13 protein-coding genes are annotated in these 14,163 nt (G+C 75.3%); 9 read left to right on the forward strand and 4 right to left on the reverse strand.

Translation table 11 applies throughout. From position 1 onward, the window contains the following. Positions 1-116: 116 nt before the first annotated feature. Positions 117-734, reverse strand: a complete 618-nt coding sequence (locus HL054_RS12565) for a hypothetical protein (RefSeq protein ID WP_369139351.1) — start codon at positions 732-734, stop codon at positions 117-119. A 63-nt stretch (positions 735-797) separates the two neighbouring features. On the opposite strand from HL054_RS12565, the gene HL054_RS12570 reads away from it, so the two are divergent. Beyond that, positions 798-2,087, forward strand: coding sequence for an adenylosuccinate synthase (locus HL054_RS12570; RefSeq protein WP_369139352.1), 1,290 nt, complete (start codon positions 798-800; stop codon positions 2,085-2,087). A 147-nt stretch (positions 2,088-2,234) separates the two neighbouring features. On the opposite strand, the gene HL054_RS12575 is transcribed toward HL054_RS12570, so the two are convergent. Then, positions 2,235-3,281: a glycerophosphodiester phosphodiesterase family protein gene (locus HL054_RS12575; protein ID WP_369139353.1), complete on the reverse strand. Its 1,047-nt coding sequence runs from the start codon at positions 3,279-3,281 to the stop codon at positions 2,235-2,237. 173 nt (positions 3,282-3,454) lie between these two features. On the opposite strand from HL054_RS12575, the gene rsgA reads away from it, so the two are divergent. Both rsgA and purD read left to right on the forward strand, forming a co-directional pair. Then, a complete protein-coding gene (rsgA, locus tag HL054_RS12580; protein WP_369139354.1) occupies positions 3,455-4,402 on the forward strand; it encodes a ribosome small subunit-dependent GTPase A in 948 nt (315 codons plus the stop codon). Positions 4,403-4,430: 28 nt separating this feature from the next. Then, a complete protein-coding gene (gene purD / locus HL054_RS12585; RefSeq protein ID WP_369139355.1) occupies positions 4,431-5,687 on the forward strand; it encodes a phosphoribosylamine--glycine ligase in 1,257 nt (418 codons plus the stop codon). Between the two features lie 78 nt (positions 5,688-5,765). Here purD and HL054_RS12590 read toward each other — a convergent pair whose 3' ends face one another. Next, positions 5,766-7,172, reverse strand: a complete 1,407-nt coding sequence (locus tag HL054_RS12590; RefSeq protein WP_369139356.1) for an AI-2E family transporter — start codon at positions 7,170-7,172, stop codon at positions 5,766-5,768. 114 nt (positions 7,173-7,286) lie between these two features. On the opposite strand from HL054_RS12590, the gene purB reads away from it, so the two are divergent. Continuing rightward, positions 7,287-8,594, forward strand: a complete 1,308-nt coding sequence (gene purB / locus HL054_RS12595; protein WP_369139357.1) for an adenylosuccinate lyase — start codon at positions 7,287-7,289, stop codon at positions 8,592-8,594. After that, positions 8,591-9,469 (forward strand): phosphoribosylaminoimidazolesuccinocarboxamide synthase, encoded by an 879-nt coding sequence (locus tag HL054_RS12600; RefSeq protein WP_369139358.1) that lies wholly within the window; start codon positions 8,591-8,593, stop codon positions 9,467-9,469. The genes purB and HL054_RS12600 overlap by 4 nt, the downstream gene beginning before the upstream one ends. A gap of 25 nt (positions 9,470-9,494) precedes the next feature. Here the strand turns inward: HL054_RS12600 and HL054_RS12605 are convergent, their stop codons facing one another. Next, the gene (locus HL054_RS12605) at positions 9,495-10,160 is read right to left on the reverse strand and encodes a flagellar brake protein (RefSeq protein WP_369139359.1); all 666 of its coding nucleotides are present in this window, start codon (positions 10,158-10,160) and stop codon (positions 9,495-9,497) included. A 224-nt stretch (positions 10,161-10,384) separates the two neighbouring features. Between HL054_RS12605 and purS the strand changes: the two genes are divergently transcribed. The 4 genes from purS to HL054_RS12625 are packed head-to-tail and all read left to right on the forward strand — an operon-like array spanning position 10,385 to position 14,035. Further along, the gene (gene purS, locus HL054_RS12610) at positions 10,385-10,624 is read left to right on the forward strand and encodes a phosphoribosylformylglycinamidine synthase subunit PurS (RefSeq protein WP_369139360.1); all 240 of its coding nucleotides are present in this window, start codon (positions 10,385-10,387) and stop codon (positions 10,622-10,624) included. Between the two features lie 11 nt (positions 10,625-10,635). Next, complete coding sequence (gene purQ / locus HL054_RS12615) at positions 10,636-11,310, forward strand: phosphoribosylformylglycinamidine synthase subunit PurQ (protein WP_369139361.1); 675 nt, start codon at positions 10,636-10,638, stop codon at positions 11,308-11,310. After that, positions 11,307-13,649: a phosphoribosylformylglycinamidine synthase subunit PurL gene (gene purL, locus HL054_RS12620; protein ID WP_369139362.1), complete on the forward strand. Its 2,343-nt coding sequence runs from the start codon at positions 11,307-11,309 to the stop codon at positions 13,647-13,649. The genes purQ and purL overlap by 4 nt, the downstream gene beginning before the upstream one ends. Continuing rightward, the gene (locus HL054_RS12625) at positions 13,649-14,035 is read left to right on the forward strand and encodes a sterol carrier family protein (protein WP_369139363.1); all 387 of its coding nucleotides are present in this window, start codon (positions 13,649-13,651) and stop codon (positions 14,033-14,035) included. The genes purL and HL054_RS12625 overlap by 1 nt, the downstream gene beginning before the upstream one ends. The last annotated feature ends 128 nt before the right edge of the window (positions 14,036-14,163 follow it).

A 14,163-nucleotide genomic window follows, 5' to 3' on the forward strand; every position in this document is an offset into this window, starting at 1 on the left:
GGGGACGGGCGGGCGACGGGGCGACGACAGCGAGACCTCCTGGAGCGGCAGCGTCCTCCCAGTGTCCACGATGCCGGCGTCGCGGTGGGCCCCGGTGGCGGGCCGGGGCCGTGGCGTCAGGGCCGCAGCCGCCAGCGCACCCGGTCGTCGGCGTACCAGGTCCACCGGGTCACCTCGCGGTCGAACGGCACGCCGTCGGACACCACCTGGGCCGGTTCGCAGGCCAGCTGCAGCGCGCGCCCGGTGGCCCGTGCCGGCGTCCGCAGCGGCACGGTGACCACGGTGACGGCGACGCGGTCGGTCGCCGTCCAGTCCGGCCGCACGTCGATGCGGGCGATCGGGCCGTTGGCCAGCCGGGCGTCGTCGCAGTAGGCCTGGGCGCCGAACCGGCGGCCGAGCACCCGGCGCTGCTCGCCGAAGGCCGTCACGCGGCCCGACGCCAGCAGCACCCCGCCGTGGTCGTCGCGGACCAGCGGCAGCTCCCGCTCGGTGCCGGTGCCCAGCCCCAGCGACCGGGCCAGCCCCGTCGAGGCGGGGTCCTCGGCCGGCCCCCAGCTCACCGGCACGGCCGGCAGCCGGTCCCGGCGCCACAGCCGCGCGAGGACCGCGGCCAGGGCGGGCACCGGGCCGAGCACGTGCACCTCCTCGGCGTCGTCCACGACGGAGGCGACGTGCCGGCGCGACGGGGGCTGGGTGGCCGCCAGACCGCGCAGGTCGAGCTGTACCGCGGGCATGCCGATACCCTGCCACCTGGCCAGCCGGGACCTGCCGGTGCGACGAACGAGGAGACCCACCCCATGCCCGCAGTCGTGCTGATCGGCGCCCAGTGGGGCGACGAGGGCAAGGGCAAGGCGACCGACCTGCTGGGTGGCCGGGTGCCGTACGTCGTCCGGTACCAGGGCGGCAACAACGCCGGGCACACCGTCATCACCCCGGACGGCGAGCGCTACGCCCTGCACCTGATCCCCAGCGGCATCCTGACCCCGGGCTGCACGCCGGTCATCGGCAACGGCGTCGTCATCGACCCCGAGGTGCTGATCGGGGAGCTCGCCGGCCTCGAGGAGCGGGGCGTGGACACCTCGCGCCTGGTCATCTCCTCGGACGCGCACCTGATCATGCCGCACCACCGCGCCCTGGACCGGGTGACCGAGCGCTTCCTGGGCAAGCGGAAGATCGGCACCACCGGTCGCGGCATCGGCCCGGCGTACGGCGACAAGGTCGCCCGCACCGGCATCCGGGTGCAGGACCTGCTGGACCTGTCGATCCTGCGGCAGAAGCTCGAGGGCACGCTGCAGGAGAAGAACCAGGTCCTGGTCAAGGTCTACAACCGCAAGGCGATCGACGTGGACGAGGTGGTCGAGGAGTACGCCGGCTACGCCGAGGCGCTCAAGCACCGGATCGTCGACACCCGGCTGCTGCTGGGCAAGGCGCTGGACGCCGGCGAGTGGGTGCTCCTGGAGGGCTCGCAGGGCACCCTGCTCGACGTCGACCACGGCACCTATCCGTTCGTGACGTCGTCCAACCCGACCGCCGGTGGCGCGGCCGTCGGCGCCGGCGTCGGCCCCACCCGGATCGAGCGGGTCGTCGGCATCCTCAAGGCGTACACGACGCGGGTGGGCTCCGGCCCGTTCCCGACCGAGCTGCACGACCAGTGGGGCGAGTACCTGCGCAAGCACGGCGGCGAGGTCGGCGTGACCACCGGCCGGGACCGGCGCTGCGGCTGGTTCGACGCCGTCGTCGCCCGCTACGCCAGCCGGGTCAACGGCATCACCGACTTCTTCCTCACCAAGCTCGACGTGCTCTCCGGCCTGGAGACGGTGCCGATCTGCGTGGCCTACGAGGTCGACGGCGTCCGGCACGACGAGATGCCGATGACGCAGACCGACTTCCACCACGCCACGCCGGTCTACGAGGAGATGCCCGGCTGGTTCGAGGACATCACCGGGTGCCGCCGCTTCGAGGACCTGCCGGCCAACGCGCAGGCCTACGTCCGCCGGCTCGAGGAGCTCTCCGGAGCGCGGGTGAGCGTGATCGGCGTCGGCCCGGGCCGCGACGAGAACGTCGTCCTGAACGACCTCCTCGGCTGACGGTCCGCCGCTGTCGGCGTTCGATCAGGTCCCCTGATCAACGGCCGTCCTCCCTCACCAGCGTTGCTGCGGGAGGACGGCTTCTGATCAGGGGACCTGATCCACGCTGGCGGGCAGGGCCAGCTGCGGCGGGCCAGGCGGGGTGGGTCAGACGCGGGGGCGGACCGGGGCCATCGCCTCGGCGGTGAGCTCGGCGCGGGCCCGGTGCGCGGTCTCCGGGGCGTCGGTGATGACGCCGTCGACGCCCAGCGCGAGCAGCAGGCGGGCCTCGGTCTGCGCGTCGCCGATGCCGCTGGGGTCGCTTCCCCGGCGCAGGTGGCTGGGCAGGAACACGTTCTCCGGCCGCAGCGTCCACGGCTCGACGGTCAGCCCGGCGCGGTGTGCCTGGGTGATGAGGTCCGAGACGCCGATCAGGGCGCCGTCGGCGCCGTGCAGCAGGATCCGGCCCTTGTGCGGGGCGATGCCGTCGGCGTAGGTGGAGATCTCGCGCAGCCCGGACGGCGTGACCAGCGCGTCCTGCACGCCCTCCTCCTCGACCAGCTGCACCAGCCGGGTCCCGCCGCTGCCGAGGTCGGCGCGCAGCCGGCGGAGCGCCTCGGGCTCGAAGGCCATGACGACGACGGGGCCGTCGGACCGCAGGGCGTCCAGCCGGCCGAGCTCGGCGGTGAGCAGCTCGGTCATCGGCAGCCCCTGGGCGGCGAACCAGCCGGGGTGCTTGAGCTCGGCCTGGACCCGCACCGGGTGCCCGGGGGTGGACCGGCGGCGGGCCAGGTCGACGATCTCGGCCAGCGTGAGGACGCCGAACCGGCCGTCGTAGGCGGTGTTCAGCGGCCGCACCCCGGGCATCCGCTCGACGGCACGCAGGGTGCGCAGCTCGGCGAGGGTGAAGTCCTCGGTGAACCAGCCGGTCACCTCCTCGCCGTCGACCTCCTGGGTGCGCCGGCGGCCGGCGAACTCGGGGTGGGCGGCGACGTCGGTGGAGCGGGACAGCTCGTTCTCGTGGCGGGCGACGAGCTCGCCGTCCCGGGTCACGACGAGGTCGGGCTCGACCAGGTCGGCACCCAGTTCGATGGCCAGCTCGTAGCTGGCGAGGGTGTGCTCGGGTCGGTAGCTGGGGGCGCCCCGGTGGCCGATGACCAGCGGGGTGCGCTCCCGGCGGGGCGAGTCGACGGCCTTCAGGCCGGTCTCGTGCATGACTCCAGGGAACCCGGCCCTCACGTCCGAGTGGTGAACACGCGCCGTCCGCATGCCCACAAATCGGAAGACAGCTGCCTCACCAGCAGTCCAGCATCACCCCTGTGAGTGAACTCTCAGTCCCGACGGGCGCGGCGCCGCCTGACGTGCCTGCCGGGTGCGAGGTGGCGCGGGTGGCCCGGGTCGACCGCGGCCTGCTCACGCTGCTCACCGCGACCGGTGAGCAGCGGGTCCGGGTCGGCGGCGGGCTGCACGACGCGGCGGCGCCGGCGGTCGGCGACTGGGTGGCCGTGCGCGGCGAGCTGGCCGTCCGGGTGCTGCCGCGGCGCACCGCCTTCGTGCGCACGGCCGCCGGCCGCGGGTCGGCGCCCCAGGTGGTCGCGGCCAACGTCGACCTGGTGCTGGTCGTCGACTCCCTCGTGGGGGAGGCCCGGCTGCGCCGCGTCGAGCGGTACCTCGCGGTCGCCTGGGCCAGCGGGGCGACGCCGGTCGTCGTCCTGACCAAGGCCGACGTCTGCCCCGACGTGCCGGCCGCCGTGGCCCAGGTGGCCGAGGACGCGGTGGGGGTCGACGTGCTCGCGGTCAGCGCGGTGACCGGGGCGGGGCTGGACCGGCTGCGGGCGCTGCTCACACCGGGCTGCACCGCCGCGATGGTCGGGCCGTCCGGGGTGGGCAAGTCCAGCCTGGCGAACGCGCTGGCCGGCCGGCCGGTCGCGGCGACCGCCGGGATCCGGGAGGACGGCCGCGGCCGGCACACCACCACCGCCCGCGAGCTGCACCTGCTGCCCGGCGGCGCGCTGCTGATCGACACCCCGGGCATGCGCGAGCTGGCGCTGCCCGGCGGCGACGGCCTGGACAGCACCTACGCCGACGTCACCGAGCTCGCCGCCGACTGCCGGTTCCGGGACTGCGCGCACCGCACCGAACCCGGCTGCGCGGTCGCCGCCGCCATCGACCGGGGCCGGCTGGACCCGGCCCGGTTCACCGCCTGGCGCAAGCTGCAGGCCGAGGCGGCCTGGCAGGAGCGGCGGGCCGACGCGCGGGCCCGGGCCTCGGAGCAGGCCCGGGTCAAGGCGCTGACCCGCGAGCTGCGCGCCCGGCCCGGCCGCCCGCGCCGCTGACCGCCCGCGCGGTCGGTAGGTTCGGGCCGTGCGCGTCCTCGTGATCGGCTCCGGTGCCCGGGAGCACGCCCTGTGCGTGGCTCTGCAGTCCGACCCCGAGGTGACGGCGCTGGCCTGCGCCCCCGGCAACGCCGGCACCGCGGTCATCGCCCAGGCCTTCCCCGTCGACGCCGCCGACCCGATGGCGGTGACCGCGCTGGCCGCCGACTTCCGCGCCGACCTGGTCGTCATCGGGCCGGAGGTGCCGCTGGTCGCCGGGGTCGCGGACGCCGTCCGGGACGCCGGCACCGCCTGCTTCGGCCCGTCGCAGCAGGCCGCGCAGATCGAGGGCTCCAAGGCGTTCGCCAAGCACGTGATGACCGCCGCCGGCGTGCCGACCGCGCGGTTCTGGGCCGTCGGTGGCCCGGCCGAGCTGGAGACCGCCCTGGACGAGGCGGGCGCGCCCTACGTGGTCAAGGACGACGGCCTGGCCGCCGGCAAGGGCGTGCTTGTCACCAGCGACCGGGCTGCGGCGGTCGCGCACGGCCACGCCGTCCTGGACGCCGGTCACCCGGTGCTGATCGAGGAGTTCCTCGACGGCCCGGAGGTGTCGCTGTTCGCGCTGACCGACGGGACGACGGTCGTGCCGCTGCTGCCCGCGCAGGACCACAAGCGCCGCGACGACGGCGACGAGGGCCCGAACACCGGCGGGATGGGCGCCTACGCCCCGCTGCCCTGGGCGCCGGCCGACCTGGTCGACACCGTGCTGGCCACCGTCCTGCAGCCGACCGTCGACGAGATGGCGCGCCGCGGGGAGCCCTTCAGCGGCCTGCTGTACGCCGGGCTCGCGCTGACCTCGCGCGGGGTGCGGGTGGTGGAGTTCAACGCCCGGTTCGGCGACCCGGAGACGCAGGTTGTGCTGCCGCTGCTGGAGACCCCGCTGGCCGGGCTGCTGCACGCCGCCGCCACCGGCACGCTGGCCGAGCAGCCGCCGCTGCGCTGGCGGGACGGCGCCGCGGTCACCGTGGTCGTCGCGGCGTCGGGCTACCCGGAGCGGCCGCGCACCGGCGACCCGGTCACCGGCGCCGACGCCGACGGCGTGCTGCACGCCGGCACCGTGGTCGGCCCGGACGGACTGGTCCACTCCGCCGGCGGCCGGGTGCTCGCGGTCACCGCGGTCGGCCCGGACCTGGCCGCCGCCCGGCAGGCCGCCTACGAGCGGGTGGCCGCCGTCCGGCTGGCCGGCGCGCACTGGCGCACCGACATCGCGCTGGCCGCCGTCGAGGGCCGCGTCACCGCCGGCTGAGGCAGAGCGAGGGCGGAGATGGCCATCTTCGCCCTCCTCGCCGCGGCGAACATGGCCATCTTCGCCCTCCCGAGGGGGTCAGGAGGTGGTCACCAACCGCTTGGCCCGCCGGGTGTCCGGCTGGGGTGGGCGCGGGCCCTCGTGCCGGCGGGACAGGTACGTGCCCGCGACGTTGCCGCAGGCGATCACCGGGACGGCGATCAGCGCGCCGAAGATGCCGCCGATGAGCAGCCCGGCGGCGATGCCCAGCACCACGGCCAGCGGGTGCACCGAGACCGCCCGGCCCAGCAGCAGCGGCTGGAGCACGTGCCCCTCCAGCTGCATGACCAGCACGATGATGCCCAGCGCGATCAGCGCCCGGACCGGCCCGACGGCCACCAGCGTCACCAGCACCGACACCGTGCCGGCCAGGAACGAGCCGATGATCGGGATGAACGCACCCAGGAAGACCAGCGCGGCCAGCGGCACCACCAGCGGCGTGCCGAGGAACAGCAGCCCGACGCCGATGAACACCGCGTCGAAGGCCGCCACCCCGATGGTGGCCCGCACGTAGGAGATGAGCGTGCGCCAGGAGCGGCGGGCCGCCTCGTCCAGGTAGGCCTGCGAGGCGGCCGGCGCCAGCCCCACCAGCCACAGCCAGATCTGCCGGCCGTCCATCAGGAAGAAGAACAGGGTGAACAGGGTCAGCAGCAGCCCGGTGAGCAGCTCACCGACGGTGGCGGCCGTGGTCAGCGCACCGGAGGTGAGCACGTCGCGGTTGTCGACGATGGCGGCGTTGGCGCTGTCCACGGCGTCGCTGATCTGGCCGTCGGTCACCGGGAAGGTCCGGGTGACGAAGTCCTGCACCTGGGTGAGCCCCTCGTCGACCTGGGAGGCGAGCTCGTCGTAGCCGGCGGCGAACTCCTCGACCACCAGGGTGACGATGCCGGCGACCACGCCCAGGCCGACCACCAGCATCGTCAACGCGGCCAGCGCCGCCGGCCAGCCGCGCCGGCGCAGGGCCGCCGCGCCGGGCTGCAGCAGCGCGGCCAGCAGCAGCGCGACGATCACCGGGACGACGACCACGGCGACGTAGCCCGCCGCCCGGAGCACCAGGTACAGGGCGAGGACGACGGCGATGGTCCGCCACGACCAGGCCGCGGCGATCCGGAGCCCGTTCGGCACGTCCAGCTCCACCGACCGGGGGGCGGCCTCCGGCGCCAGCAGGCTGCCGCGGCTGCGGTCCCGGCCCCGGCGCGCGGTGCCGCTCCCGGGGGCGGCCGCGCGCGGCGGGGCGCTCACGTCCGGGGCGTCGGGGACCGGGCTGCCCGGCGGTGGCTCCGCGTCCTCGGCCGGCGGCGGGGGACCGGCGTCGTCGGCCGGCTCCTCGACGTGGTCGACGACGGCGCGGCTGCCGTCCTCCAGCACCAGCACGGTGCCGTCGGTCCAGGCGTGCGGGTCCTGTTCCCGGGCCGCCCGGATCCGTTCCCGAGCGCGAGCGAGCACGTGCCCGGGCCGTAGCGACATCGTCGTCCTCCGAGGTGATGGTCGCCCGCACGCAGCCGTGCGAGAGGATGGGGCCGTGGCGCGACGAGCTGACCGGTCCGAAGCGGTACCCGCATGATCGACAGGTACACCCTGCCGGAGATGGGCCGGGTCTGGAGCGACCAGCACAAGTACGAGCTGTGGTGCCGCGTCGAGACGCTGGTGCTGGAGGCGCACGCCGCCGCCGGGCGGGTGCCCGCCGACGTCGTCGAGCCGGTGCGCAACGCGCCGCCGCCGACCCCCGAGCGGGTCGCGGAGATCGAGGAGACGACGCAGCACGACGTCATCGCCTTCCTCACCGCGTGGGCGGACAACACCGAGCCCCGCTCCGCGGCCGCCTACGTCCACCACGGCATGACCAGCTCCGACCTGCTGGACACCGCGCTCGCCGTGCAGCTGACCGACGCCACCGACGTGCTGCTGGCCAAGGCCGACCGGCTGGTGGCCGCACTGCGCGACCACGGGCTGGCGCACCGGGACACGATCAAGGTCGGCCGCACCCACGGCGTGCACGCCGAGCCCGACGTCTGGGGGCACCGGGTGGCCGACCTGGCCTTCGCCGCGGCCCGCTCGCGCGACCGGCTGCGCCGCGCCCGCGAGGCGGTCGGGGTGGTCGCCATCTCCGGCGCCGTCGGCACCTACTCGCTGATCGACCCGTCCGTGGAGGTCGCGGTCGCCGAGGCGCTGCAGCTGCGCGCCGCCGACGCGTCCACCCAGGTGGTGCTGCGCGACGGCATCAGCGAGTGGGTCTCGGCGCTGGCGATCATCGCCACCGTCTGCGAGGCGGTCGCGCTGGAGGTGCGGCACGGCCAGCGCACCGAGGTGCGCGAGCTGGCCGAGGCGTTCGGCTCGGGCCAGAAGGGCTCCAGCGCGATGCCGCACAAGAAGAACCCGATCCGCTCCGAGCGGATCGCCGGCCTCGCCCGGGTCGTCCGCGCCGCGATCGTGCCGGTGATGGAGGGCATCCCGCTGTGGCACGAGCGGGACATCTCGCACTCCTCCACCGAGCGGGTCTTCCTGCCCGACGCGGCCGTCACCACCGACTACCTGCTGGACCTGACGGCGGGCCTGGTGGAGAACCTGGTGGTGGACGCCGACCGGATGCGGGCGAACCTGGAGTCGACCGGTGGGCTGATCTACACCTCCGCCGTCCTGCTCGAGCTGGTCGAGGGCGGGATGGGGCGCGAGCAGTCCTACGCGCTGGTCCAGTCCGCGGCGATGCGCACCTGGCAGGACGGGACGCCGTTCCGGCAGACGCTGCGCGAGCGGGCTGCGGACGAGGGCGTGACGCTGGACGAGGCTGAACTGGACGAGATCTGCCGGCCGGAGGCCTACGTGGCCAACCTGGGCCCGCTGTTCGACCGGCTCGCGGCGCTGTCGTGACCGTGCCGTTCGAGCTGGTCGCCCGGGGCAAGGTCCGCGAGGTCTACGCCGTGGACGCCGACCGGCTGCTGCTGGTCGCCAGCGACCGGATCTCGGCCTACGACCACGTGCTGCCCACGCCGGTCCCGGACAAGGGCCGGGTGCTCACCGCGCTGTCGGTGTGGTGGTTCGAGCAGCTCACCCCGGTGCTGGCGGCGCACGGCGCCACCCACCACCTGCTGGCCGCCGGTCCCGCGCTGGTCGACGAGGGCGTGCCGGCCGAGCTGGCGGGTCGCTCGATGCTGGTGCGGCGGCTCGACATGCTGCCGGTGGAGTGCGTGGCCCGCGGGTACCTGTCCGGCTCCGGCACGGTCGAGTACCAGCGCACCGGCGCGATCGTCGACGTCCCGCTGCCGGCCGGCCTGGTCGAGGGCGACCGGCTGCCCGAGCCGGTGTTCACCCCCTCGACCAAGGCCGAGGTGGGCGAGCACGACGAGGCGATCCCGTTCGCCGGGGTGGTCGACGCGGTGGGCGCCGAGCAGGCCGAGGCGCTGCGGGCGCTCACCCTCGCGCTGTACCGCCGCGGCGCGGAGATCGCCGAGGACGCCGGGATCGTGCTGGCCGACACCAAGTTCGAGTTCGGCACGGCCGGCGCCGGGCTGGTGCTCGGCGACGAGGTGCTGACGCCGGACTCGTCGCGGTTCTGGCCGGCGACCACCTGGTCGCCCGGTGCGGCGCAGCCGTCCTACGACAAGCAGTTCGTCCGCGACTGGCTGACGATCTCCGGCTGGGACCGGGTGTCGGAGCCGCCGGAGCTCCCCGCCGACGTCGTGGCGGCGACCCGGGACCGCTACGTGAAGGCCTACGAGCAGCTGACCGGGACGCCCTTCAGCTGACCCGGCGTCGTCCGGGTGGGCTCGGTCAGTACAGGGCGGCCAGGCCGCGGGCCCGGGCGTTGCGCAGCGCGGTGAACACGTGCGAGCGGACCAGGTCGGCGGCGGCCTCGGGCAGGTCGAGGAACCGCAGCGACCACTCGTGCAGGGCGTCCTCGCGCGGGCGCCGGCGGACGAGCGCGACCTCGGTGACCAGCTCGTCGGAGTAGAGGTCCATCCGCAGGCCCATCGGCTGGCCGGGCTTCGGGAACGGGACGGTCGCGCCGAGGTCGCCGTGCGGGCGGAAGACCGCCAGCAGGCCGCCCTCGCTGAGGTCGACCGTGCTGCCGGTGAGCGTGGTGCGGTCCCAGCAGAGCGCGGCCGACAGCCCGATGGGCGCCCGGACGGCGTCCCGGCGCTGCAGCCGGACGGCCTGGCCGGTGACCCGCAGCTGCCAGGTGGCGTCGTCGGTGGTGGCGACGGTGTCGGCGGTGACCGAGCGGAGCCCGTCGTCGCCCTGCCAGGACAGCTCGAGCATGTCGCGCGGCACGAAGGCGACGCCGTCGCCGACGCCGTCGCGCGGCGGGGAGATGTACAGGAAGTCGCGGCCCACCCGGCGGACCCGGCTGGTGAGCGCCACGTCGCAGCCGAGCGGCAGCACGCTGAGCGCGGTGGCGGCGGCCGGGTGGTCGATGTCAGGCGTGCCCGCGACCATGCCGTCCCCTCCTCCGCGCTGCTGCCGGCGCCGTCCGCGCCGTCGTGGACGATCCCGTCCGGTCCATCATCGGGAGCAGGGCCCGGCGGGGCGCGGGGGACGGGGGCCGCCGCACCCGATGGGGTGAGCGGAGGAGGCCGGACCTGGTCGGCCGGTCGGGCACGACCGACCATCGCCGACCGCGGCGTGCCGGACGCCGGAGGGGTGCCGGTACCCTCGGCGCCGTGCCAGAGGTGGTCGTCGACGTCGTCCTGAAGCCAGAGATCTCCGATCCGCAGGGGCAGGCCGTCCTCGGCGCGCTCGGCCGGCTCGGGCACGCGGGCATCCGCAGTGTCCGGCAGGGCAAGCACTTCGTCATCGAGGTCGACGGCGAGCCGGACGAGGCGGCCCTCCGCGAGATCGCGACGACGCTGCTGGCCAACCCCGTCATCGAAGACGTCGAGCTGCACCTCCCCACCGACTGAGAGAGTCCCCCGTGCGCATCGGTGTCATCACCTTCCCGGGCTCCCTGGACGACGTCGACGCCGCGCGTGCGGTGCGGCTCGCCGGCGCCGAGCCCGTCTCCCTCTGGCACGGCGACCACGACCTGCAGGCCGTCGACGCCGTCGTCCTGCCCGGCGGTTTCTCCTACGGCGACTACCTGCGCGCCGGGGCCATCGCCGCCCGGTCGCCGCTGATGGCCGACGTCGTCGCCGCGGCCGGCCGGGGGCTGCCGGTGCTGGGTATCTGCAACGGCTTCCAGGTGCTGTGCGAGGCCGGGCTGCTGCCCGGGGCGCTGACCCGCAACAGCCACCTGCACTTCCGCAACCGCGACCAGGGGCTGCTGGTCGAGCGCGCCGACACCGCCTGGACGTCGTCGTACCGCCAGGGCCAGACGATCGTCGTCCCGGTGAAGAACGGCGAGGGCCGCTACGTCGCCGCCGACGCCGAGCTGGACCGGCTCGAGGGCGAGGGGCGGGTCGTCGTCCGCTACGTCGGCGGCAACCCCAACGGCAGCTCGCGGGACATCGCCGGGGTCACCAGCGCCGACGGCCGGGTCGTCGGGCTGATGCCGCACCCGGAGCACGCGGTCGAGGACCTCACCGGTCCGAGCACCGACGGCCTGGGCTTCTTCACCTCCGTGCTGAGCAGCCTGGTGGGTGCCGCGTGACCACGGCCGACGTCACCTCGGTCCCGCACCCCGCCGACGGTCCGGCCGACGCCGCCGTCCGGGCCATGCCGCTGCTGGACACCGTCGAGCGGGCCACCACCAGCCCGGACGACGCGCAGCCGTTCGCCGAGCTGGGGCTGAAGGACGACGAGTACGCCCGGATCCGCGAGATCCTCGGCCGCCGGCCCACCACCGCCGAGCTGGCGATGTACTCGGTCATGTGGAGCGAGCACTGCTCCTACAAGTCCTCCAAGGTGCACCTGCGCCGGTTCGGCTCGCTGCCGAAGAGCGACGCGCTGCTGGTCGGCATGGGCGAGAACGCCGGCGTGGTCGACGTCGGCGACGGCTTCGCGGTCACCTTCAAGGTCGAGTCGCACAACCACCCCAGCTACGTCGAGCCCTACCAGGGCGCGGCCACCGGGGTCGGCGGCATCGTCCGGGACATCCTCACCATGGGTGCCCGCCCCATCGCGGTCATGGACTCGCTCCGCTTCGGCCGCGCCGACGCCCCGGACACCGCCCGGGTGCTGCCCGGCGTGGTCGCCGGCGTCGGCGGCTACGGCAACTGCCTGGGCCTGCCCAACATCGGCGGCGAGCTGCTCTTCGACGACTGCTACGCGGGCAACCCGCTGGTCAACGCGCTGTGCGTGGGGGTCATGCGGCACGAGGACGTCCGGCTGGCCAAGGCCGAGGGCGTCGGCAACAAGGTCGTGCTGTTCGGTGCGCGCACCGGCGGCGACGGCATCGGCGGGGTCTCGGTGCTGGCCAGCGAGACCTTCGACGCCGAGGGCCCGGCCAAGCGGCCGGCCGTGCAGGTCGGCGACCCGTTCACCGAGAAGCTGCTGATCGAGGCGTGCCTGGAGATCTTCGCCGCCGACCTCGTCACCGGCATCCAGGACCTCGGCGGTGCCGGGATCTCCTGCGCCACCAGCGAGCTGGCCGCGGCCGGCTCCGGCGGCATGGCGATCGACCTGGACGCCGTCCCGCTGCGCGACAGCACGCTCACCCCCGCCGAGATCCTGATGAGCGAGTCGCAGGAGCGGATGTGCGCGATCGTCGAGCCCGCCAAGGTCGCCGAGTTCCTGGCCGTCTGCGCCAAGTGGGACGTGCTGGCCACCGTCATCGGTGAGGTCACCGACGGCGACCGGCTCACCATCGACTGGCACGGCGAGCGGATCGTCGACGTCCCGCCGCGCACGGTCGCCCTGGAGGGCCCGGTCTACGAGCGGCCGATGAGCCGCCCGGCCGACCTGGACGCGCTGCAGGCCGACGCCCCGCCGTCGTCCTCGGCCGACCTCCGGGCGGACTGGCTGGCGGTCGTCTCCAGCCCGGACGGCGCGGACAAGACCTGGGTCACCGAGCAGTACGACCGCTACGTGCGGGGCAACACCGTGCTCGCCCAGCCCGAGGACGCCGGGGTGCTGCGCATCGACGAGGCCAGCAACCGCGGCATCGCGCTGGCGCTGGACGGGAACGCCCGGTACGCCCGGCTGGACCCCTACACCGGCGCCCAGCTCAACCTCGCCGAGGCCTACCGCAACGTCGCCGTCACCGGTGCCGTCCCGCTGGCGGTCACCAACTGCCTGAACTTCGGCTCCCCGGAGAACCCGGAGGTCATGTGGCAGTTCGCCGAGGCCGTCCGCGGCCTGGCCGACGGCTGCCGCGAGCTCGGCCTGCCGGTCACCGGCGGCAACGTCAGCCTCTACAACCAGACCGGGGAGACGGCGATCGACCCCACCCCGGTCATCGGCGTGCTCGGCGTCCACGCCGACGTCCGGCGCCGGGTGCCGACCGGCTGGCGGTCGGCCGGCGAGACCGTGCTCCTGCTGGGGGAGACCCGGCCGGAGTTCGGCGGCTCCGCCTGGGCGTCGGTCGTCCACGGCCACCTGGGCGGGCTCCCGCCCCGGCTGGACCTGGCCGCCGAGCGGGCACTGGCCGGGCTGCTCACCGCGTTCGCCGCCGACGGGTCCGTCAGCTCCGCGCACGACGTCGCCGACGGCGGTCTGGCGCAGGCCCTCACCGAGTCGGCGCTGCGGTACGGCGTCGGGGCGCGGCTGACCGTGCCCGGCGACCCGACCGCCGCGCTGTTCGGCGAGTCCGTCGCCCGTGTCGTCGTCACCACCGCCGACCCGGCCGCGGTGCGGTCCGCGGCCGAGGCGGCGGGTGTGCCGGTCACCGAGCTGGGGACGACGGGCGGCGACGCCCTGGTCCTCGACGGGCTGCTCGAGCTGCCGCTGACCGAGCTGCGCGAGGCGTGGACGGCGACCCTGCCGGCGCTGTTCGGCAGCCCCGAGGTCGCCGTCGGCACCGTCCCCGCGGGCACCGTCCCGACCAGCTGATGGCCGGCGTGCAGCCGATCTCCGCCGAGGAGCTGCGCGCTGCGCTGGCCCCGACGGCCGCCTGGCTGGCGGGGGAGGCCGAGCAGCCGCCGCGTGCGGTGCTCGGCGCGGCGGTGAAGACCTCGGCCCGCTGGCTGTCCCAGCAGGTGCCGGGGCGGTCGGTGGAGGTGCGGGTGCCGCCGTTCGTCGCCGTCCAGTGCGTGCCCGGGCCGCGGCACACCCGCGGCACCCCGCCCAACGTGGTGGAGACCGACGCGGCGACCTGGCTGCGGCTTGCCGGTGGCCGGCTGAGCTGGGCGGACGCGGTCGCCACCGGGTCGGTCGTCGCCAGCGGCAACCGTGCCGACCTGTCCGAGTACCTGCCGCTGCGCCCGCTACGGGGTTGATCATCGGCGGGTGGCTGCCCGCCACGCCGGTGGGGACGACCGTTCGCCGATGATCGACGCCGCGCGGGGCGCCACGAACGACGACGCCCCCTCTGCTCGGTGAGCAGAGGGGGCGCCGGGGCGGTGCG

Origin of the sequence: Modestobacter versicolor, from assembly GCF_041028285.1 — a bacterium.
In the GTDB taxonomy this organism is placed as follows: Bacteria; Actinomycetota; Actinomycetes; order Mycobacteriales; family Geodermatophilaceae; genus Modestobacter; species Modestobacter versicolor_A.